This is a genomic window from Streptomyces luteireticuli, from assembly GCF_041519305.1.
In the GTDB taxonomy this organism is placed as follows: domain Bacteria; phylum Actinomycetota; class Actinomycetes; order Streptomycetales; family Streptomycetaceae; genus Streptomyces; species Streptomyces luteireticuli.
Window position 1 is genome coordinate 4,155,833 of the sequence record NZ_CP167927.1, and the last position, 21,499, is coordinate 4,177,331.

14 protein-coding genes and 1 rRNA gene are annotated in these 21,499 nt (G+C 71.1%); 10 read left to right on the top strand and 5 right to left on the bottom strand.

Annotation, left to right across the window (positions count from 1 at the left end):
* Positions 1 to 9: 9 nt before the first annotated feature.
* Positions 10 to 1,535: ribosomal RNA gene (locus AB8735_RS18385) — 16S ribosomal RNA — on the bottom strand.
* Positions 1,536 to 2,107: 572 nt separating this feature from the next.
* A complete protein-coding gene (locus AB8735_RS18390; RefSeq protein WP_344032308.1) occupies positions 2,108 to 2,656 on the bottom strand; it encodes a MarR family transcriptional regulator in 549 nt (182 codons plus the stop codon).
* A gap of 141 nt (positions 2,657 to 2,797) precedes the next feature.
* Here AB8735_RS18390 and AB8735_RS18395 point away from each other — a divergent pair, with 141 nt between their 5' ends.
* A complete protein-coding gene (locus tag AB8735_RS18395) occupies positions 2,798 to 4,126 on the top strand; it encodes an MFS transporter (RefSeq protein WP_372408475.1) in 1,329 nt (442 codons plus the stop codon).
* A 28-nt stretch (positions 4,127 to 4,154) separates the two neighbouring features.
* Here AB8735_RS18395 and AB8735_RS18400 read toward each other — a convergent pair whose 3' ends face one another.
* Together AB8735_RS18400 and AB8735_RS18405 are read right to left on the bottom strand one after the other, a co-directional pair.
* Positions 4,155 to 5,888, bottom strand: a complete 1,734-nt coding sequence (locus AB8735_RS18400) for an ATP-binding SpoIIE family protein phosphatase (protein WP_344032312.1) — start codon at positions 5,886 to 5,888, stop codon at positions 4,155 to 4,157.
* Positions 5,889 to 6,154: 266 nt separating this feature from the next.
* Complete coding sequence (locus AB8735_RS18405) at positions 6,155 to 7,471, bottom strand: NAD(P)/FAD-dependent oxidoreductase (RefSeq protein ID WP_344032339.1); 1,317 nt, start codon at positions 7,469 to 7,471, stop codon at positions 6,155 to 6,157.
* Positions 7,472 to 7,886: 415 nt separating this feature from the next.
* On the opposite strand from AB8735_RS18405, the gene AB8735_RS18410 reads away from it, so the two are divergent.
* Both AB8735_RS18410 and AB8735_RS18415 read left to right on the top strand, forming a co-directional pair.
* Positions 7,887 to 8,639: a TetR/AcrR family transcriptional regulator gene (locus AB8735_RS18410; protein WP_372408476.1), complete on the top strand. Its 753-nt coding sequence runs from the start codon at positions 7,887 to 7,889 to the stop codon at positions 8,637 to 8,639.
* A 270-nt stretch (positions 8,640 to 8,909) separates the two neighbouring features.
* On the top strand, positions 8,910 to 11,027 hold the full coding sequence (locus tag AB8735_RS18415) for a sigma-70 family RNA polymerase sigma factor (protein WP_372408477.1): 2,118 nt from the start codon (positions 8,910 to 8,912) through the stop codon (positions 11,025 to 11,027).
* Between the two features lie 62 nt (positions 11,028 to 11,089).
* Here the strand turns inward: AB8735_RS18415 and AB8735_RS18420 are convergent, their stop codons facing one another.
* Entirely contained in the window at positions 11,090 to 13,222 is a 2,133-nt protein-coding gene (locus tag AB8735_RS18420; protein ID WP_372408478.1) for an asparagine synthase-related protein, read from the bottom strand.
* 664 nt (positions 13,223 to 13,886) lie between these two features.
* Between AB8735_RS18420 and AB8735_RS18425 the strand changes: the two genes are divergently transcribed.
* The 7 genes from AB8735_RS18425 (at position 13,887) to AB8735_RS18455 (ending at position 21,475) form a co-directional block, all read left to right on the top strand.
* Positions 13,887 to 15,341 carry an MFS transporter gene (locus AB8735_RS18425; RefSeq protein WP_372408479.1) on the top strand — a complete coding sequence of 485 codons (1,455 nt, stop codon included), beginning with the start codon at positions 13,887 to 13,889 and terminating at the stop codon, positions 15,339 to 15,341.
* Positions 15,342 to 15,518: 177 nt separating this feature from the next.
* Positions 15,519 to 16,727, top strand: a complete 1,209-nt coding sequence (lhgO, locus tag AB8735_RS18430) for an L-2-hydroxyglutarate oxidase (protein ID WP_372408481.1) — start codon at positions 15,519 to 15,521, stop codon at positions 16,725 to 16,727.
* A 126-nt stretch (positions 16,728 to 16,853) separates the two neighbouring features.
* Positions 16,854 to 17,573, top strand: coding sequence for a tRNA (guanosine(46)-N7)-methyltransferase TrmB (gene trmB, locus AB8735_RS18435; RefSeq protein ID WP_372411871.1), 720 nt, complete (start codon positions 16,854 to 16,856; stop codon positions 17,571 to 17,573).
* 80 nt (positions 17,574 to 17,653) lie between these two features.
* Positions 17,654 to 18,997 (top strand): PrsW family intramembrane metalloprotease, encoded by a 1,344-nt coding sequence (locus AB8735_RS18440; protein ID WP_372411872.1) that lies wholly within the window; start codon positions 17,654 to 17,656, stop codon positions 18,995 to 18,997.
* Positions 18,998 to 19,060: 63 nt separating this feature from the next.
* Positions 19,061 to 19,534: a very short patch repair endonuclease gene (locus AB8735_RS18445; RefSeq protein ID WP_372408483.1), complete on the top strand. Its 474-nt coding sequence runs from the start codon at positions 19,061 to 19,063 to the stop codon at positions 19,532 to 19,534.
* A gap of 259 nt (positions 19,535 to 19,793) precedes the next feature.
* Positions 19,794 to 20,597: an HNH endonuclease gene (locus AB8735_RS18450; protein ID WP_372408484.1), complete on the top strand. Its 804-nt coding sequence runs from the start codon at positions 19,794 to 19,796 to the stop codon at positions 20,595 to 20,597.
* 14 nt (positions 20,598 to 20,611) lie between these two features.
* Positions 20,612 to 21,475, top strand: coding sequence for an NgoMIV family type II restriction endonuclease (locus AB8735_RS18455; RefSeq protein WP_372408486.1), 864 nt, complete (start codon positions 20,612 to 20,614; stop codon positions 21,473 to 21,475).
* The last annotated feature ends 24 nt before the right edge of the window (positions 21,476 to 21,499 follow it).

Consider the following 21,499-nt stretch of genomic DNA (forward strand, 5'->3'; position numbering starts at 1 on the left):
GCTCCTTAGAAAGGAGGTGATCCAGCCGCACCTTCCGGTACGGCTACCTTGTTACGACTTCGTCCCAATCGCCAGTCCCACCTTCGACGGCTCCCTCCACAAGGGTTGGGCCACCGGCTTCGGGTGTTACCGACTTTCGTGACGTGACGGGCGGTGTGTACAAGGCCCGGGAACGTATTCACCGCAGCAATGCTGATCTGCGATTACTAGCAACTCCAACTTCATGGGGTCGAGTTGCAGACCCCAATCCGAACTGAGACCGGCTTTTTGAGATTCGCTCCACCTCACGGCATCGCAGCTCATTGTACCGGCCATTGTAGCACGTGTGCAGCCCAAGACATAAGGGGCATGATGACTTGACGTCGTCCCCACCTTCCTCCGAGTTGACCCCGGCAGTCTCCTGTGAGTCCCCATCACCCCGAAAGGCATGCTGGCAACACAGAACAAGGGTTGCGCTCGTTGCGGGACTTAACCCAACATCTCACGACACGAGCTGACGACAGCCATGCACCACCTGTACACCGACCACAAGGGGGCGACCATCTCTGGCCGTTTCCGGTGTATGTCAAGCCTTGGTAAGGTTCTTCGCGTTGCGTCGAATTAAGCCACATGCTCCGCTGCTTGTGCGGGCCCCCGTCAATTCCTTTGAGTTTTAGCCTTGCGGCCGTACTCCCCAGGCGGGGCACTTAATGCGTTAGCTGCGGCACGGACGACGTGGAATGTCGCCCACACCTAGTGCCCAACGTTTACGGCGTGGACTACCAGGGTATCTAATCCTGTTCGCTCCCCACGCTTTCGCTCCTCAGCGTCAGTATCGGCCCAGAGATCCGCCTTCGCCACCGGTGTTCCTCCTGATATCTGCGCATTTCACCGCTACACCAGGAATTCCGATCTCCCCTACCGAACTCTAGCCTGCCCGTATCGAATGCAGACCCGGGGTTAAGCCCCGGGCTTTCACATCCGACGCGACAAGCCGCCTACGAGCTCTTTACGCCCAATAATTCCGGACAACGCTTGCGCCCTACGTATTACCGCGGCTGCTGGCACGTAGTTAGCCGGCGCTTCTTCTGCAGGTACCGTCACTTTCGCTTCTTCCCTGCTGAAAGAGGTTTACAACCCGAAGGCCGTCATCCCTCACGCGGCGTCGCTGCATCAGGCTTTCGCCCATTGTGCAATATTCCCCACTGCTGCCTCCCGTAGGAGTCTGGGCCGTGTCTCAGTCCCAGTGTGGCCGGTCGCCCTCTCAGGCCGGCTACCCGTCGTCGCCTTGGTAGGCCATCACCCCACCAACAAGCTGATAGGCCGCGGGCTCATCCTGCACCGCCGGAGCTTTCCACCACCAACCATGCGGTCAGCGGTCGTATCCGGTATTAGACCCCGTTTCCAGGGCTTGTCCCAGAGTGCAGGGCAGATTGCCCACGTGTTACTCACCCGTTCGCCACTAATCCACCACCGAAGCGGCTTCATCGTTCGACTTGCATGTGTTAAGCACGCCGCCAGCGTTCGTCCTGAGCCAGGATCAAACTCTCCGTGAATGTTTACCGGTAATCCGGTGCACACATCACGAGAGCGGAACAGCCAGGCGGAATAAGCCCGGCCGTTCACAGCGTCCTCGCTGTGTTTTTCAAAGGAACCTCATCCCAACCGGCAAAACCAGCCGGGACGGGGTTGTTTTATAGTCTGGCGTTGACTTTTGGCACGCTGTTGAGTTCTCAAGGAACGGACGCTTCCTTCGTACTCACCGAGACTCTCTCTCGGCTTTCCTCCGGGCGCTTCCCTTCGGTGTTTCCAACCTTACCAGATCCGTTTTCCGTTCCGTTTCCGGCTCAGAATCCATTTCCGGTCCCCGTTGGAGAGGGTTTGTTTCCCGCCTTCCGCTTTCGCGTCCCGGCGTGATCACTACTTTAGCGGATTTCCCCGGCGACTCCTAATCGGAGTCCGGAACCGAATTCCGGCATGCCGAAATTCATCCCGTTCAGGGGCCGTGCAGTAGTGGATCCCGCCGAGCTGGCGTGAAACGCCACCGCGGAAAACCGGTTCGGCTCCGTGGCAGCTCGGAGTACATTACGGATCCGGTGCCCCCGTGTCAACCCACGGCCCAGGCGCGTCAGTCGAGGTCCCGGAGCCTGCCGCTCGCGTCCGGCTGGGCCGTCTCCACGCGCCGGAGCAGCCGGGTCAGGAGCTCGCCGAGCCTGCCGCGGTCGTCGCCGGAGAGGTCCTGGAGGAGCTCCTCCTCGAAGACCGAGGCGAGCCGCATCGCGTCCAGCCACTTCTCCCGGCCGTCGTCCGTGAGGCCGACGATCACCCGGACCCGGTTGCTGCCGTCGCGCTCCCGGGTCACGAGGCCCTCCGCGACCATGCGGTCGATGCGGTGCGTCATGGCGGCGGGGGTCAGGCCGAGCCGCTTGGCCAGATCGCCGGGGCCCAGGCGGTAGGGGCGGCCGGCGAGGACGAGGGCCTTGAGGACCTCCCACTCGGCATTGCTGATGCCGAGCTCGGCGGTCTGCCGTCCGTACGCGACGTTCATGCGCCGATTGAGCCTGCTGAGGGCCGAGACCACCTTCTCGACCTGCGGGTCCAGGTCCTGGAACTCGCGCTGGTAGGCGGCGATCTGCTCTTCGAGGCTCGGCTCGGCGGGGCCGGGGGTGTCAGCCATGCCCGGCAGTATGACATGACCCCTTGCCGTTAAAGCCCTTTGATGTGTACTCTTTAGCTTCGAAGTTTACGTCTGAAGTCTTCAGGCCTGGACTGTCGCCTGCGGGCCGGTCCAGGCCACTTCTCGGCCTAGGGGGTGAGTGTGACCACCGCGATGGGCGCAGCACTGCGCCGGATCCAGCTGGGCAACGCACTGAGCGCGTTCGGCAACGGCTTTACGGTCCCGTACCTGTTCATCTATGTGTCACAGGTACGGAATCTCGGTGCGACCACGGCAGGCGTCGTGCTCGCGACGTTCGCCGTCGCCGCACTGCTTGTGCTGCCGTTCGTCGGCCGCACGATCGACCGCCGGGGTCCGCTGCCCATTGCCGTCGCGGGTACGGTCTCCGCCGCCATCGGGTCGATGGGCCTCGGCCTGGCCGACACCCAGTCGCTGGTGATCGCTGCCGCGGCGGCGCTGGGTGCCGGTATAGCGGTCATCCAGCCGGCGCTGGCCACGATGATCGTCTGGTGCTCGACGACCACCACACGGTCGCGCTCGTTCGCCATGCAGTTCTTCCTCAACAACCTCGGCCTCGGAGTCGGTGGTCTGCTGGGCGGCCAGATCGTGGACACGTCCGACCCGTCGAGCTTTGTGCGGCTGTTCGCGATCGAGTCCGCGATGTTCCTGGTGCTGGGCGCCACGGTCGCGACCGTCCGGCTGCCGAAGGCGCCCAGGGTCGAGGACGCGATACCGGCCGACGGTTCCGCGAAGAGCGGGTGGCGGACGCTGCTCTCGGACCGGGCGATGGTGCAGCTGCTGGTGCTGGGCTTCGTGATGTTCTTCGCCTGCTACGGCCAGTTCGAGTCCGGTCTGGCGGCCTATGCGGTGGAGGTCACCGAGATCTCGCCGTCGACGCTGGGCATCGCCCTCGCGGCGAACACGGCGGCGATCGTGCTGACCCAGTTCGTCGTGCTGCGGCTGGTCGAGCGGCGTCGGCGCAGCCGGGTCGTCGCGCTGGTCGGGCTGATATGGACCGTGGCGTGGATCGCCGCCGGGGTCTCGGGGCTCATATCGGGGTCCCACGCCGTCGCGGCCACGCTGCTGATCTCGACGTTCTCGCTCTTCGGCATCGGCGAGTCGATGCTGTCGCCGACGATGGCCCCGCTGGTGGCCGATCTGGCGCCGGCCCGGCTGGTCGGTCAGTACAACTCGGCCTTCGCCCTGGTGAAGCAGCTGGCGCTGGCGGCCGGTCCGGCCGCGGGCGGGATGATGGCGGGCGCCGGGCTGTACGCGCCGTACATCGTGCTGCTGGTCCTGTGCTCGCTGGGGATCTCGGTGCTGGCGCTGCGACTGGGCCGCAGGCTCACTCCTGCCCAGGACAATCCGCTGCGCGCCGCCGAGGAGCGGCGGGCGGGTGCCGTCGCCGCCGGTGCGGAGGCGGCCGTGACCGCGGACGATGCCGGCCGGCGGATGCCGGTGGGCGTCTGACGGCGGCCTTTCCCCGGGGCGGACCGCCTCAGACGGGGGCGGGCTTCTCCGGGAGGGCGAATTCGCACCAGACCGCCTTGCCGCCGCCGGGCGTGCGCCGCGAGCCCCAGGAGGAGGCGATGGTCGCGACGATGGAGATGCCGCGGCCTGCCTCGTCCCCCGGCTCCGCGCGGCGGCGCCGCGGTAGGTGGTCGTCCCCGTCGGTGACCTCGATGATCAGGCGCCGGTCGGTGCGGCGCAGGCGCAGGCGCATCGGGGGCGTGCCGTGCTGGAGCGAGTTGGCCACGAGTTCGCTCGCGGCCAGGACGCCCAGGTCGCGGAGGTCGGCGGGGAAGCGCCAGCTGGCCAGGACGCCGGAGGCGAAGGCGCGGGCGCGGGGCGCGGCCTCGACGCCGCCGAGCAGTTCGAGCGCGGCGTTGTGGAAGAGCTCCGCGTCGTGGCCGGTGCGGGCGGGGTGCTGGAGGACGAGGACGGCGACGTCGTCGTCGTGTTCCTCCGTGATGCCGAGGGTGCGGATGAGGCGGTCGCACATGACCTGGGGGGATCCGGTGGCGCCGGCGAAGGCGCGCTCGAGGGAGGCGACGCCCTCGTCGATGTCCTCGTGGCGCCGCTCGACGAGACCGTCCGTGTAGAGGACGGCGCTGGAGCCGGGGCCGAGCGGGACGCTTCCCGAGGTGTGCAGCCAGCCGCCGGTGCCGAGCGGGGGGCCGGTGGGCTCGGCGGCACGGTGGACCGTGCCTTCCGGGTCGCGGACGAGGATCGGCAGATGGCCCGCGGACGCGTAGACGAGCCGGCCCTCGTTGGGGTCGTGGACGGCGTAGACGCAGGTGGCGATCTGGGTGGCGTCGATCTCCGCGGCCAGTCCGTCGAGGAGCTGGAGCACTTCGTGGGGCGGCAGGTCGAGGCGGGCGTAGGCCCGGACCGCCGTGCGGAGCTGGCCCATGACGGCGGCGGCGCGCACCCCACGGCCCATGACGTCGCCGATGACCAGGGCCGTGCGGCCGGCGCCGAGGGTGATCACGTCGTACCAGTCGCCGCCGACGGCGGTGTCCTGGCCGCCGGGCTGGTAGGTGGCGGCGACCCGCAGGTCGTCGGGCTGCTCCAGTTCCTGGGGGAGGAGGCTGCGCTGGAGGGTCACGGCGGCCTCGCGCTGGCGGCGTTCGCTGGTGCGCAGCCGCTCGGCGGCCTCCACCTGGTCGGTGACGTCCGCGGCGAAGACGAGGACGCCGGGTCGGGTGTCGCCCCGTTCCTCCGGTCCGCCGTCTCCGGCCGGTGCGGCGCCCACCTGGATGGGGGAGCAGGTGAAGGTGTAGTAGCCGTGCCGGGTACGGGCGTCCGGGTCGGGTGTGCCGGGGGTGTCGGCCGTGGTGACGCGGCGGGACTTGACGGTGCGGGGCCGGCCGCTGCGCAGGACCTGGTCCATGAGGGCGAGCAGGCCCAGCTCCTCCAGCTCGGGGAGGGCCTCGCGGGCGGGTCCGCCGGGGGTGCGGGGGCCGAAGAGGGCGGCGTAGGCGTCGTTGACGTAGGCGATGCGGTGGTCGGGCCCGTAGACGACGGCGACGAGGGCCGGGACCTGGCCGAGGACGTCGTGGACGGAGAGCCCGTCGAGGGTGGGGACGGGCGCGGTGTGCGGGCGGGATCCGGCGCGGGCCGCGGGGACGGAGCCGGCGACGGCCGGTGCGGTGGTGGTCTTGCGGTCGGCGCGGGCCGCGGCTCGGCGCTGTGTGCCGGGGAGCCGGGCGCTCCAGCGGGTGAAGTTCACTGAGGATTACCTCGCGGAGTCGGTCCGGATCAGCTCGGCGACGTGGGGTGGCGAAGCCGCGCGCCCGGCACGGGGGCGCTGGTGGTGGTGCGGGGGCCGGCCCCCGAGGGAATGCAGCAAACGTCCAAATCCTTGCGATCGTTACTCTTCGGAAGTGCGAGCCCACCCATGGTCACACGTCCAGTGTGGCCGACCGGACTGACATCCGTGAGACGTCGGAGCCGTCGCCGGGAGTTCCCCGCTCCGGCATCGGCGTGGCGCGTGCGTCAACTGGCCTCCGGGTGGCGGCCGGTGCCCGCGGCGAGTTCGAATTCCGCCCGGGGGTTCTCCAGCGAGCCCAGCGAGACGATCTCACGCTTGAACAGCCCCGCGAGGGTCCATTCGGCGAGGACGCGTGCCTTGCGGTTGAAGGTGGGGACGCGGCTGAGGTGGTAGGCGCGGTGCAGGAACCAGGCGGGGTAGCCCTTGAACTTCTGTCCGTAGACGTGTGCGACCCCCTTGTGGAGGCCTAGCGAGGCGACCGAGCCGACGTAGGCGTGCCGGTAGTCGCGCAGGGAGTGGCCGCGCAGGGAGCACAGGACGTTGCCGGCGAGGACCTTCGACTGGCGGACGGCGTGCTGGGCGTTGGGCGCGCAGTACACGCCCTCGTCGTGGGCCGTCAGGTCGGGGACGGCCGCGGCGTCGCCGGCGGCCCAGGCGTGGTCGGTGCCCTCCACGCGCAGGTCGGGATGGCAGCGGACGCGGCCGCGGTCGTCGAGCGGGAGGTCGGTGGCGGCGAGGACGGGGTGCGGCCGGACGCCGGCGGTCCACACCAGGGTGCGGGCGGGGTGGCGTGAGCCGTCGCTGAGCACCGCGACGCGGTCCTCGCAGGAGTCGAGGCGGGTGCCGAGGCGTACGTCGATGTTGCGGCCGCGCAGTACCCGCAGGGCGTAGCGGCCCATCTCGGGGCCGACCTCGGGGAGGATCCGGTCGGTGGCCTCGACGAGCAGGAACCGCAGGTCGTCGGGGGAGATGTTGTGGTAGTACCGGGCCGCGTAGCGGGCCATGTCCTCCAGTTCGGCCAGGGCCTCCACGCCCGCGTAGCCGCCGCCGACGAAGACGAAGGTGAGGGCTGCGTCGCGGACCTCGGGGTCGCGGGTGGAGGAGGCGATGTCGAGCTGTTCGAGGACGTGGTTGCGCAGGCCGATGGCCTCTTCGACGGTCTTGAAGCCGATGCCGTGCTCGGCGAGCCCGGGGACGGGCAGGGTGCGGGAGACGGAGCCGGGGGCGACGACGAGTTCGTCGTAGTGCAGGACGATGTCGCCGGCGCCCTCCTCCTCGGTGGCGAGGGTGCGCACGTGCGCGGTGCGTCCGGCGTGGTCGATGGAGGTCGCCTCGCCGACGACGACCTCGCACCGCTTGAGGGTGCGGCGGAGCGGGACGACGACGTGGCGCGGCGAGATGGAGCCGGCCGCGGCCTCGGGAAGGAAAGGCTGGTAGGTCATGTACGGGTCGGGGCTGACGACCAGGATCTCGGCCTCGCCCTTTCTGAGCCGGCGCTGCAGGTGCAGTGCGGTGTTCATGCCGACGTATCCGCCGCCCACGACCAGAATGCGCGCCGCTCGCCTCTCCGCCGATTCTTTGGCCAAGGCTGTCCCTTCGCATCCTCGGGTTCACAGCTCTCCCCCGCTCCCTCCCATGACGCATCGGGTACCGGGCTTTGTCCACAGGGCCGGACCGAACATATGACTGGCAGCGGAGCTGGCCTGCCGTCCGTCCTGTTGCCCCTGTCACCAGAAGGTCCGCAGGTCAGCAAGGACGCGCCGGGGTGGTGAAGTGGTGCGGAATCAACCGGCACCGGGCGCGTACTCCAATTGGGGGTGGGCTGTGCGGAACTACCCCCTTCTTTCTTGACGTGGGCTCAACTATGTTCGTACTTCGTCGGGGCGCCGAAAGCGCCGTGTCCCGGCAGTCAGGGCGGGGAGTCTCCGGGGGGAGACGTCATAACCGGGGGAAAACATGCCAATTCAGGGCACTCATTGGTCGACCGCTGTCGCGCCGTCGGACGGCAACGGCGGTCGTAGCACGCCGCTGCGCGTGGACGCCCAGCGCAACCTGGAGCACGTGCTGAGGGCGGCTCGCGAGGTCTTCGGCGAGCTGGGGTACGGGGCGCCGATGGAGGACGTGGCGCGCCGGGCCCGCGTGGGCGTCGGGACGGTCTACCGACGGTTCCCGAGCAAGGACGTACTGGTCAGGCGGATAGCCGAGGAGGAGACCGCACGGCTGACCGAGCAGGCGCGCACTGCTCTCGGCCAGGAGGACGAGCCGTGGTCCGCGCTGTCGCGGTTCCTGCGCACCTCGGTGGCCTCGGGCGCGGGGCGGCTGCTGCCCCCGCAGGTGCTGCGCGTCGGGGTCGAGGTGGAGGCCGTGGAGTCGGCCGTGCCGCCGCAGGCGCGGGTGCCGCAGCAGCGGCAGCCGGGCGGGTCCGGGGGCCAGCTGCACGAGCTGCGGCTCGTCGAGCACCGGCCGGCGCCCGTCCCCGCCGAGGAGCGGGACGGCTCGGGCGCCGCGGCTCTGCTGGAGGTCGTCGGGCGGCTGGTCGACCGGGCCCGGTCGGCCGGTGAGCTGCGGCCGGATGTGACGGTCGCCGATGTGCTGCTGGTGATCGCCACGGCGGCGCCGTCGCTGCCGGACGCGGCGCAGCAGGCGGCCGCTTCCTCGCGGCTGCTGGACATCCTGCTGGAGGGGCTGCGCTCGCGGCCGGCCGCGTAGGGTCCGGCCGGCCCGGCGGAGGACCCGTACGACCGGCAGCCCGGGTGCACCCGAAAGGAGGGCTGGCGTTCGGAAGGTTGTTCCCGTTCGGGTGACCGTCAACCGACCGTGAACGACGGCGGATAACCGGCCGACGGCCTACGGCCCCTGACGCTCCGGTGTGCGAAGGCTCCCCGGACGAGTGGTTGCCGTTGGTGCGTCTCCACAGGCGCAGGTGCCTGTGCGACGCTGGCCGCTGTTCGGTGTCCGGCGTGCACGGGAGCCTCCGGTATGGGAGTTGACGGGCGGGAAGAGCCGTACGGGAGCGAGGAGTCGAGCGCTGCGGCATCACACCGCGCGCCGCCCGGCGTACCCGGTCAGGGCGGCCCGCGCAGCCGCGGCCGGGGCCGCCACGGCGGCGGGCCGAGCCTGCCCCAGCAGCGCGGGAGCGAGTGGGGCGGCGCCTTCGGCGACGCCGTCTCGCGGACGCCCGGGGACGCCCCCGAAGGGCCGGAGGCGGAGTCGCCCGACGCGGACGGCGCAGGGGCCCGGAGCGGGGCCGACCGCGCCGACGGGCCCGGCGACGAGCCGGACGAACGGGAATCCCCGCCGTCCGACGCCGAGTTGGTCGCTCGGCTGCGCGACGGCGAGGACCCCGGCGCGGATTCGTACGCCCTGCTCTACCGTCGGCACGCCGACGCGGTGCGCGGGTACGCCCGGAGCTGCTGCCGTGACGTCCACACCGCCGAGGACCTCACCAACGAGGTCTTCGCCAGCACGCTGCAGGCGGTACGGCGGGGTTCCGGGCCGGACACGGCGGTGCGCGCCTATCTGCTCACCACCGTGCGCCGCGTCGCCGCCGCCTGGGCGAAGACGGCCCGGCGGGAGCAACTCGTCGAGGACTTCGCGGTGTTCGCCGTGTCGGCGGCCGGCCCGGCGGGCGAGGACGGCGACGCCCCCGACGGGGAGGCCCATGCCATGCGGCAGGCCGAGGCGTCCCTGGCCGTGCAGGCGTTCCGCAGCCTGCCCGAGCGGTGGCAGATGGTGCTCTGGCACACCACCGTCGAGGAGGAGGCGCCGAGCCAGGTCGCCCCGCTGCTCGGGCTGAGCGCCAACGCCACGGCGGTGCTGGCGCACCGGGCCCGCGAGGGGCTGCGGCAGGCGTATCTGCAGGCCCACGTCAGCGCCTCGCTGACCTCGGCGGGCAGCTGCGCCCAGTACGCGGACCGGCTCGGCGCCTATGCGCGCGGCGGGCTGCGGATGCGGGCCGAGCGCGGGCTGCGCAAGCACCTCGCCGAGTGTGCCCGCTGCCGTACGGCCGCGCTGGAGCTCGCGGACGTCAACGCGCGGCTGCGCGCGGTCCTTCCGGTGGCGGTCGTCGGCTGGTTCACCGCGGGCGCGTCGGCGAAGGCGGTCGCGGGCCTGGCGGCGGGCGCCGCCGGGGCCGGTGCGGGAGCGGCCGCGGGCGGTGCCGCCGCGTCGGGCACGGGATCAGGCAGCGGTGCGGCGGCGGGTGAGGGGCTGGGGGCGCCGGCGAAGGTGGCGCTCGGGGCGGGTGCGGTGCTGACGGCGGGCGCCGTCCTCGCGTACGCGCTGTCCGGCGGCTCCGCCGGGCCGCCGCGGAGACCGGAGGCCAGGCGTCCGGTGGCGTCTGCCGCGCCGTCGCACAGGCCGGGCCCCACGCCCACCGCCGGCCCGACCGCGGCGCCGTCCTCGCCGCCGCCCCCGCCCGAGCCGCGGCGGGTGGCCGCGCGGGCCGTCGTCCCCTCCGCCTCATCGACGCCTGCGCCGACGCCCCCGGCCACGCCGAGCCCCGCCCCGTCCCCGTCGCACACCCCCCGGCCCGCTCCCCCGCCCCGGCCGGTCCCGTCGCCACCGCCTCCGAAGCCGCCCAAGCCCGTCCCGCCCCCGCCCGCGGCCGTCCACCATCTCAACGAGCTGGATTTCGACGCGCTCGGGGACCGAGGGAGCGGTGGGATCAGCGGTATCGCCGGTATCGGCAGGGACAGCGGGGACCGCGCGGACCGGGAGCCGGAGGTGCGGATCGACGAGGGCAGCCCGATGTGGCAGCGGGACGGGCTGCGCGTCGGCGGCCATACGTATCTGCACGGGGTGAGCGTGGGGACGACCTCCTCGGTCGCCATCGACCTGAACGGCCCCTGTACGGCCTACGACGCACTGGCCGGGGTGGACGACCTGTCGCTCGGGGGCGGCGCGGTGCGGTTCTCGGTCTCGGCGGACGGGGAGCGGCTGTGGGAGTCGGAGGTGCTGCGGAGCGGTGACGCGGCGGTGCCGGTGCACGTCCCGCTGGACGGGCGGCGGACGCTGCGGCTGGAGGTGGAGGGGATGTCGCCGTACGGCGATGTGGCGCTGGCGGACTGGGCGTTGGCGCGGCTCGTGTGTACGTAGGCGGCAGGCGGCAGGCGGCTCGTACGCACATAGGGGGCTCGTATGCGCGTAGGCGGCGCCCTCTACAGGCTCCGTCGCATCACACCCCCCGCCACCGCCCGCTGCCGCGGCGCCTCCGCCCCCGTCCAGCACGTCCCCCGGCGCGCGAGCAGCCGGCGCAGCCAGACCTCGGTCGAAACGATCTCCGCCAGCCCGTCCAGGGGCAGGTCCGCCCCCTCCGCCGCCGCGTGCAGCGCACCGCGCACCACCCGCGCCTCGACCAGTCCCGCATCGGCCAGCAGGGGCGCGTCGAAGAGCTGCGCCAGCGGGGCCGCATAGGCGCGCAGACCGGCGCGTACGGCCGCGGCGTGCGCCGCGTGCGAGGTGGCACCCCAGCCGGCCGGCAGGTCGTGGATGCCCGAACCATGGAGAACGGTGCGCAACACGGCCGCACGCGCCCCGGGTTGCACGCGGAGCGCCTCGGGGAGCGCGCGGCAGGCGCGGACGACCTGGTTGTCGAGGAAGGGGGCGTGCAGCCGCTGGCCACGGATCTCGGCGGCCTGTTCGAGGACCCGGTGGTCGGCCGCGTACCGGCCGAGCGCGGCGGCGGCCCGCTGTTCGCCGGGGCGCAGCGGCGGCCCCGACGGCCGGACGGCCGCCGCCTGGAGGCGGACCGACACCTCCGCCAGCGCCTCGCCCGTCAGCCAGCGCGCGGCGGGCCCGGGCCGGCACCAGGTGAGGGCCGCCAGCGAGGCGTCCACGGCCCCGGCCGGCGCGTCGTCCACCATCCCGGGGACCCCGGGGCCCAGCAGCCGCGCGGCCGCCTCCTCCAGCCCCTCCCGGCAGGACGTGCGCGCCAGCCGCCGCGCCGCCCGGTAGACCGTGAAGGGGACGACCGCGGAGTGCGCCGCCGGTCCGGCCGCCCGGGCCAACGCCGTGACCGGGCGCAGCAGATGGCGTCTGCGGCGGCCCATCAGGAGGTCGGCGAGCCGGGCGGGATGGGCGTCCAGGACCTGTCGCGCGCCGTGCCCGGTGAGGTGGTCGGCGCTGCCCGCGGCGAGCCGGCGGCGGTGGCGCTCGGCGGTGACGAGGGCGGGTCCGGGTTCGTCGGTCAGCGGGCCGCTCATCAAGTCCGCGTAGGGGAGCGCCTCTTCGGCCGCGGCGACGACGACATGGCGCAGCCGGGGGTCGGCGGCCAGGGCGCGGGCCCGTTCGATCTCGGTCTCGCGCGCCCGTCCGCCGCCCGCCACCAGGTCGTTGAAGGTGACGACGAGCAGCCGCTCGCCCGCCCCCGCGCCGTGTCCCGGCGGGGTGCCCGGCAGCCCGGGCAGCCCGGCGGCGAGCAGCGCGAGGGTGGCGGAGGCGCTGCCGCCGGAGAGGTCGGCGCCGATGCCGGGCGCCGGGACGCCGCGGGCGGCCCGCCGGAAGGCCGGGCCCATGCCGGGCACGGGGCCGGGGTCGCGGCCGCCGGGGAACCCCGTGGCGAAGTCCGGTGCGTGGCGCGGCGCGGCGAACCGGGTGCGCACCGCCTCGACGAGGGCGTCGCGCACGCCCTCGACCGCCTGCTGTGCGTCGGCCTCGGGGGCGGCGACGGCGAGCGAGGCGGTCGGTTCGTACCCCGTGACGTCCCGGGCGCCGTCGCGCACGACCAGCGCGTGCCCCGGCGGCACGCGCCGCACGCCCGCGTAGGGCGTGCCGTCGCCCAGCGCCTCCGGGGAGTCGGGGCAGGCGAGCAGCGCGGCGAGGTACCCCACGTCGAGCTGGGCCTCGATGAGGTCGGCGAGCGGCAGGGCGGCGGTGGCGTACGCGGTGCCGCCGGCCCAGGCCGTGTGGAACACGGGCCGGGCGCCGGCCAGGTCCCCGGCGACGGTGATGCGCCGGCCGATCTGCGCGACGGCGGTGTAACTGCCCGGCCAGGCGGTCAGATGGCGCAGCGCGCCGCCACGCGCGGCGAGCAGGCCCGCGCGCAGCTGGTCGTCGGCGGCCCCGCAGCGGCCGAGGACGGCGAGGCGGGTGACGAACGCGGAGGTTCCCGACGGGCCGGCCTCGGCGTGGACGACGCGCACCTCGTCGGGGCGCCAATCGCCCACGGCCCACAGCGGATCGGGGTCCTCCCACAGGAGTTGAGCGCCCACGGGGTGGACCGCCGGGGCGCCGGACCCGCCTCCGGAACCGGCCCCGGAGGCGGTGCAGCTCCACCCCACCAACCAGCGCATCGCCGCCTCCACAGGCTGTGGACAACCATCGGGTAGCAGTCATCATGCACAGCGAGGCGGACGACGCGACATGGAACGGGCGACTCCTGATCACCCTCGATACGCCAACTGCCCGTAAAGCCGGGCGAAATGACGTCACACCGTGGCCCGTGCGCACCCCATGCTGCCACGGTTGACGGCGGATGAAACCGCTTCGGCGCCCGCACCGGGCGTCCGGCACGGCGGGCGCACGACCGGATCCGGCCGTTTTCGGCACGGCACGCCCGGACGCCGGCCACCGCGAACTCCCCCGGGCGGACGGGGCGTTCGCTTCACCGGCGAGGAACAACGGCGCAGTCCGGGAGGCACGAGCCGCACCCCCCGGACCGGTCCGCCACCCGCGGGGAATGAGGCGGCGGCTTCCCCCAGCCCACTGGATCCAGTACAGCGGGCCAACCCACGCGAACACCATGGAACCGCCCGGGCGATGGCGTGTACAAGGCGCACAGCAGGCGCACGGCCACACACAGCCGGAGCACGCGTCTCTCGGTGCACGCACATGCGGACCAGAATCTCGCCATCCGGGACAGCGCCCCTTAACGGTCGGGATGTGGGGAACTACGCTGGGTTTACGAATGCCCCGCGCCTATGCCGGGGCGGGCACCGTTGTTGCCGAGGGGTGCGCATGTCCAGGGAGCCACGCGGACCGAACGAGAAGCTGGGCACGGTCCTCGCTCTCGCGGGGATCAGCAACGCCGGTCTGGCGCGGAGGGTCAACGACCTCGGTGCGCAGCAGGGATTGACACTCAGGTACGACAAGACGTCGGTCGCCCGCTGGGTGTCGAAGGGCATGGTCCCGCAGGGTGCCGCCCCGCACCTCATCGCCGCGGCGATAGCGGGCAAGCTGGGCCGGCCGGTCCCGCTGCACGAGATCGGGCTCGCCGAGGCGGACCCGGCGCCCGAGGTGGGGCTGGCGTTCCCGCGCGATGTCGGCCAGGCGGTCCGCTCCGCGACCGAGCTGTACCGGCTGGATTCCGCCGGTCGCCGCGGAGGCGGCAGCATCTGGCAGAGTCTCGCCGGTTCGTTTTCCGTCAGCGCGTACTCCACCCCCGCCTCGCGCTGGCTGATAACCCCGGCCGACAGTTCGGTGGCCCGCGATCCGGAGCAGGCGGCCGACGAGCGCGCCGCCGGCACCGTCCCGGACTGCGGTCTGCCGCAACGCGTCGGCCACAGCGACGTGGCCAAGCTCCGTGAGGCCGCGGACGACGCGCGCCGCTGGGACTCCAAGTACGGTGGCGGCGACTGGCGTTCGTCGATGGTGCCCGAGTGCCTGCGGGTGGACGCCGCCCCGCTGCTCCTGGGCGCATACACCGACGAGGTGGGCCGCGCGCTGTTCGGCGCGACGGCCGAACTCACCCGGCTGGCCGGGTGGATGGCCTTCGACACCGGCCAGCAGGAGGCCGCCCAGCGCTACTACATCCAGGCCCTGCGGCTGGCCCGCGCCGCCGCCGACGTACCGCTCGGCGGCTATGTGCTCGCCTCGATGAGCCTCCAGGCCACCTACCGCGGCTACGCGGACGACGGCGTGGACCTGGCCCAGGCGGCCCTGGAGCGCAACCGCGGCCTGGCCACGGCCCGCACGATGAGTTTCTTCCGCCTCGTCGAGGCCCGCGCCCAGGCCAAGGCGGGCGACCAGCCGGCCTGCGGGGCAGCGCTCAAGGCGGCCGAGGGCTGGCTGGAGCGGGCCCGCTCCGGCGATCCCGACCCGTCCTGGCTGGACTTCTACACCCAGGAGCGGTTCGCCGCGGACGCCGCCGAGTGCTACCGCGACCTGCGCATGCCGCGGCAGGTGCAGCGGTTCACCGAGCAGGCGCTGTCCCGGCCCACGGAGGAGTTCGTGCGCTCGCACGGGCTGCGGCTGGTCGTCTCGGCCGTCGCCGAGCTGGAGTCGGGCAACCTCGACGCGGCCTGCGCGGCCGGGGCGCGGGCGGTGGAGGTCGCGGGGCGGATCTCCTCGGCGCGCACCACGGAGTACGTCCGCGATCTGCTGCACCGGCTGGAGCCGTACGGCAACGAGCCGCGGGTGGTGGAGCTGCGGGAGCGGGCGCGGCCGTTGCTGTCGATGACGACGGCGGTCTGACGACTGCCGTTCGCGTACGGGGCGTTCACCTTCCGCACGCCCCGGCGTCCCCTGCGCATCATCCCTGGTCCGACAATGTTTCGGCCCGTTGTCAGTGGCGCACGTCATCATAGGGACCGTGAGTCGGCGAGAGCGGGGACCGGCGGTCGGTGCGGGGAGTCGCGGGGAGGTGATCCGATGGCGGCGTACGACTGTGACGTGCTGGTGATCGGTGGCGGCATCGTGGGCCTGTCGACGGCCTACGCGATCACGCGCGCCGCGCCGGGCACGAGCGTCGTCGTGCTGGAGAAGGAGCCCGGCCCGGCCCGTCACCAGACCGGGCGCAACAGCGGGGTGATCCACAGCGGGATCTACTACCGGCCGGGCTCGTTCAAGGCGCGGTTCGCGGCGCAGGGCGCGGCGGAGATGGTGAAGTTCTGCACCGAGCACGGTCTGCCGCACGAGGTCACCGGCAAGCTGATCGTCGCCACGGACCACGCCGAGCTGCCCCGCCTGCACGCCCTCGTCCAGCGCGGCCGGGAGAACGGCATTCCCGTGCGCGAGCTGGGCCGGGCCCAGATAGCCGAGTTCGAGCCCGAGGTGCGCGGCATCGGCGCCATCCACGTCGGCACCACGGGCGTCTGCGACTACGGCGCGGTCGCCGCCCGCCTGGCCCTGCTCGCCCAGGACGCGGGGGCCTCGGTGCGGTACGGGGCGGAGGTCCGCGTCATCGGCCGGCGCGGGGCGGCCGTCGCGGTGCGCACGGCGGACGGCGCGGTGCTCCGGGCGCGGGCCCTGGTCAACTGCGCGGGGCTGCACAGCGACCGCATCGCCCGGCTGGCGGGCGACGACCCGGGCATGCGGATCGTCCCCTTCCGGGGGGAGTACTACGAGCTCTCCCCCGCCGCCCGGGGCCTGGTCCGCGGTCTGGTCTACCCGGTGCCCGACCCGGCCTTCCCCTTCCTCGGCGTCCACCTCACCCGGGGCATCGACGGCCATGTCCACCTCGGGCCGAACGCGGTGCCCGCCCTGGCCCGCGAGGGGTACGCCTGGCGGACGGTGCGCCCCGCCGAGCTGGCCGGCACGGCCGCCTTCCCCGGCGCCTGGCGCCTCGCCCGCCGCCATTGGCGCCACGGGGCCGACGAGATCCGCCGTTCCCTCTCCAGGCCCGCCTTCACCGCCGCGGTCCGGCGCCTGCTCCCCGGCGTGCGGGCGGACGACCTGATACCCGCCCCGGCCGGCGTCCGCGCCCAGGCCGTGCTCCGGGACGGCACGCTGGTCGACGACTTCCTCTTCGCGAGCTCGCCCCGCATGGTGCACGTCCTGAACGCACCGTCGCCGGCCGCGACGGCCTCGCTCCCGATCGGACGGGAGGTGGCGCGGAGAGTGCTGGCGGAGCTGCGGTGATCATCCGGTGGGGCGTGCCCGGCCCGCCCGTACTATGGAAGAACTGTGTCCGAGAACCACGCCGCCACGGCCACCCAGCAGACCACCGCCCCCGCCGTCCCCGCTCCGGGCCGACGCCGGGAGCCGATGTTCCCTGACGGCCCGGCCCCGGACCCGGCCGGCTCGCACCACGAGCGCCGCATCCGCTCCTTCCAGCCGCGCCGCAGCCGCGTCACGACCGGACAGAGCGAGGCGCTGCGCCGCCTGTGGCCCCAGTGGGGCCTCGACATCGACGGCCTGAGCAGGATCGACCTCGGCGAGCTCTTCGGCGACCCCGACCTGCCCGTCGTCCTGGAGATCGGCTTCGGCATGGGCGAGGCCACGGCGCAGATGGCCGCCGCCGACCCCGGCACCGGCATCCTCGGCTGCGACGTCCACACCCCCGGCCAGGGCAATCTGCTCGCTCTCGCCGAGCGGAACGGCCTGACCAACGTCCGGGTCGCCAACGGCGACGCGATCATCCTCCTCCGCGAGATGCTCGCCCCCGGCTCCCTCGCCGGCATCCGCGTCTACTTCCCGGACCCCTGGCCCAAGAAGCGCCACCACAAGCGCCGTCTGATCCAGCCCGAGTTCCTGGCCCTGGCGGCGACCCGCCTGGCCCCCGGCGCCCTCCTGCACTGCGCCACCGACTGGGAGCCCTACGCCGAGCAGATGCTGGAAGTCCTCACCGAAGCCCCCGGCTTCGAGAACACCCAGCCCGACGGCGGCTTCGCCCCGCGCCCGGACTTCCGCCCGCTGACCCGCTTCGAGGGCCAGGGCCTGGACAAGGGCCACGTGGTCCGCGACCTGCTGTTCCGCCGCGCGTAAAGCGTCCCCGCCGGTCCTGCGCCCTTGGTTAAGGTCAACGGGTGCATGAGTCCCAGCAGTGGCCTGCGGCAGCGGGCCCGATACCCACGCCACCCGCCCCGGCCTTCCGGCACTATCGCCCCCGCCGCGCGCTCTGGGACAACAAGGCCGTGCGAGCAGGCACCCTGGCCCTGCTCCTGGCCCTCTGCGGCCTGCTGATCCTCGCCCTGGTCCGCGAGCAGACCGGCACGGCGGGCTTCCTGGTGGGCCTGGGCCTGGCGGTCCTGCCCGTCCCGCTCCTGATCGCCGCCTTCCGCTGGATGGACCGCGTAGAACCCAAACCCTGGCGGAACTTGATCTTTGCCTTCGCCTGGGGCGCCTGCGCGGCCACCCTCGTGGCCCTCCTGGCGAACAGCTACGCCACGAAGTGGCTCATGAACACGATCGACATCGCCCACCGCGAGGAGGCGAGCTCCTTCGGCGCGACGTTCGTGGCCCCCGTGGTCGAGGAGTCCGCCAAGGCCGCCGCCGTCCTCCTCCTCTACCTCTACCGCCGCCGCGACTTCAACGGGATCATCGACGGCGTGGTCGTCGCCGGCATCACCGCCACCGGCTTCGCCTTCACCGAGAACATCCTCTACCTCGGCAACGCCTACGCCTCCGACCAGTCCTTCGGCGCCTCGGGCTTCACCACCACCGCGGGCACGTTCTTCGTCCGCGTCCTGATGTCCCCCTTCGCCCACCCCCTCTTCACCTCGATGACCGGCCTGGGCTTCGGCATAGCGGCCACCCTCCCGGCCCACCGCCGCGTCCTCCGTGTTTTCGTCCCCCTGACCGGCCTCCTGACCGCGATGGTCCTCCACGCCGTCTGGAACGGCTCGGCCTCCCTCCCCGGCCTCGGCTTCCTGATCGTCTACGCCCTCTTCATGGTCCCCGTCTTCGGCACCCTGACCTGGCTGACGATCTGGTCCCGCCAGAACGAACTCCGCACGATCCGGGCGCACCTCCCGGAATACCAGGCAGCGGGCTGGCTGACCCCGCCGGAGCCGTTGGCTCTGTCGTCGATGCGGGCGCGGGCGATCGCCCGGGACGTGGCCAAGCGCGCCAACGGCCCGGCGGCGGCCCGGACGGTGGCGGAGTACATCTCCTTCGCGACGTCCCTGGCCTTCCTGCGGCAGCGGGCGTACGCGGGCCGGATGACCCCGGACTTCCAGGCCCGGGAGCAGGAGTTGCTGCATCACTTGTGGCAGCGGAAGGATGTGGCGCAACCGGCGTTGGAACGGGCTTCCATGTCGGCGGTGCGACCGGTGATGACGCCGCCGGTGGCCGGACACGGGGCGGGTACTCCGGGGATGGGATGGCCGGGGCGGCCGGGACCGTACGGAACGGGGATATTGCCGCCGCAGGGACCGTACGGTACGGCTGACCCGGGGCAACGCCAGTAACGCAGCGGAACCTGAAGGTTCCAGGGGCTCAACAGCCCCGCAGACACCACTACCCTCTGAACTGTGGCTGACGAGACGGATTGGACACCGCCAGAAGGATCTTGGGCGTCTTCGGCTGCACGCCGCCGCAACATGCAGGCGATCCGCAGCCGGGACACCAAGCCCGAGCACCTGATCCGGCGGCTGGTGCACGCCCAAGGCCTGCGCTACCGAGTAGCAGCGAGACCGCTACCAGAGCTGCGCCGCACAGCGGACCTCGTCTTCCGCCCCGCCAAGGTCGCGGTGTTCGTTGATGGTTGTTACTGGCACGGATGCCCAGAACACTACGTGGCGCCCCGGACCAACCCCGGCTACTGGTCAGACAAGGTCGCCCGCAACGTGGCCCGCGACCGGGACACAGACAAGCGCCTAACAGAAGCCGGTTGGCTCGTGCTCCGTTTCTGGGAGCACGAGCCCTCAGACGCCTGTAGCCACAAGATCGTTCAGGCCGTCACCAGTCGTCGGCACCCTCGAAGCACCCCAACCCCGCCTAGCTGAATAGCACTTGTGCAGCGGCACAACGTGAGCCGAACCCTCGCTCAGTTGGGCTCCACCAGCAAGAAACCGTCGGACTTACCTTCCCCCCAACTTCACCGCATAACTCAGAAAGTTCGCGAGTGACCCTCAGCCCATCACTTCATTGCACACAGCTACGAGGGAGGTTAGCCCCCTCATACAGGCACATCTCACACGGCACCAACCAGAGAACCTTGCCCACCACATGTGCTCCTGACGCGGGTCAGCGATACTCGTCTACATGCCTGAGGAAACAAACAGCAACGAAGAGTTTAGAGCCTCTGATGGAACTCCGTTCTGGGAACTCTCCCGCTTCCCCGGCACCAACAGACGCTTCGGGCAAGAACGTCGCCTTGCAGCATGGCTCTGGTTCAACAAGGCAGTCGGCGACATATTCACGATGAACGAGCTGCGTGACGCGCTAGGACCAAACATCGTCGGCGAGTCCGAACATCTGAACCGCCGCCTGCGCAAGCTACGTGCGGTGGGCTGGGTTCTCCCCTCCTACAAGGATGACGACTCTCTCAAACCGGACGAGTACCGCGTGGAAGCCAAGGGCGTTCGGTACTGGCTGGACGAGGATCGGAAGGCTCACAAGTCATTCTCGCCATCCCGTCGCACGCGGCGCCTGGTCCTCGAACGTGACGGCGGCCGTTGTGTCGTCTGCGGCATCGCCGCCAAGGAGTCGTACCCAGGCGAGCCGGACAAGAAGGCCAAGCTCACCATCGGGCATCGCGTACCACAAGAGCGCCTCAGGACCCGCGGAGCCGCCGACGACCTCGACAACTGGAGGACCGAGTGCGCCTGGTGCAACGAGACAGTCCGAGATGAGATCCCAGACCCTCAGCAATACGACGAGGTCGTTGCCCAGGTGAAACGCCTGAGCCGTAGAGACAGAAGAACGCTGCTCAACTGGCTGCACAGAGGCGAACGCACCCGGTCAGACCTTGACCGCGTCTACGATCAGTCCCGGGCCCTTACCCACAACGAGCGAGAAAGCCTCATTACACACCTGCAGAAACAGTTCAGCAGCGACGACAATTAGGAGCGTTACCCCATATGGCATCAGCGCTTACCGCAGCCAGGGAGAAATTCCATGGAATCCTGGCCAGCAAGCACACCCTATCCATTTCGCCAAATTACGTAGCCTCGAACGCCGACAGCAGCCAGAAAACCAGCAAGGAAATCGCACTGCGCGTAGCGCAAGACCTTGCCGCCCCAATCATCCCCGAGAAGCTAAAAGGCCAGCAGGCCGGAAAACAGCTCGAAGAGGCCGTAAAGGATTTCCTGGAAGATATCTTTCCTGCCTTCCAGACTCTGCGCCCAGGCAACTGGATCATTGAGAACGTGGGCGGAAATCGCACCGAATATCAGATCTCCAAATACGAACCCTATACACACCTAGCCAGCCTTGCACGCGCCATTGAGAATGACCGCACCCTGGCTTCCGTGCTCGGAAACTCATACGAGATCAGCCCTGACATTCTAGTCCTGCGGCGCCCCGAGTCGGACGAAACAATCAATCGTCACCAGGAACTCGTAGATACAAGCTCAGGACAACGCGCTGTCATCAGACAGGCCAATCAAGAGAACGCGATCGTTCACGCCATAGTGTCGTGCAAATGGACATTACGCAGTGACCGCGCACAAAATGCACGGTCGGAAGCTCTCAACGTGCTCCGCAACCGAAAAGGGCGGACGCCTCACATTGTGGTCGTCACCGGGGAACCCTCGCCCTCTAGGCTTGCTTCTCTGGCTCTGGGAACCGGTGATATCGATACGGTGTATCACTTCGCCTTGCCGGAGCTGATAAATGCTGTCGCCCAAACCGGTAACGACGAGGCTGTCAGCATGCTCGACACCCTCGTCTTTGGAAAGCGCCTCCGAGACATCAGCGACCTGCCGCTAGACCTTACCGTCTAGCGGCATTCTAAGATCAGCTCGTAA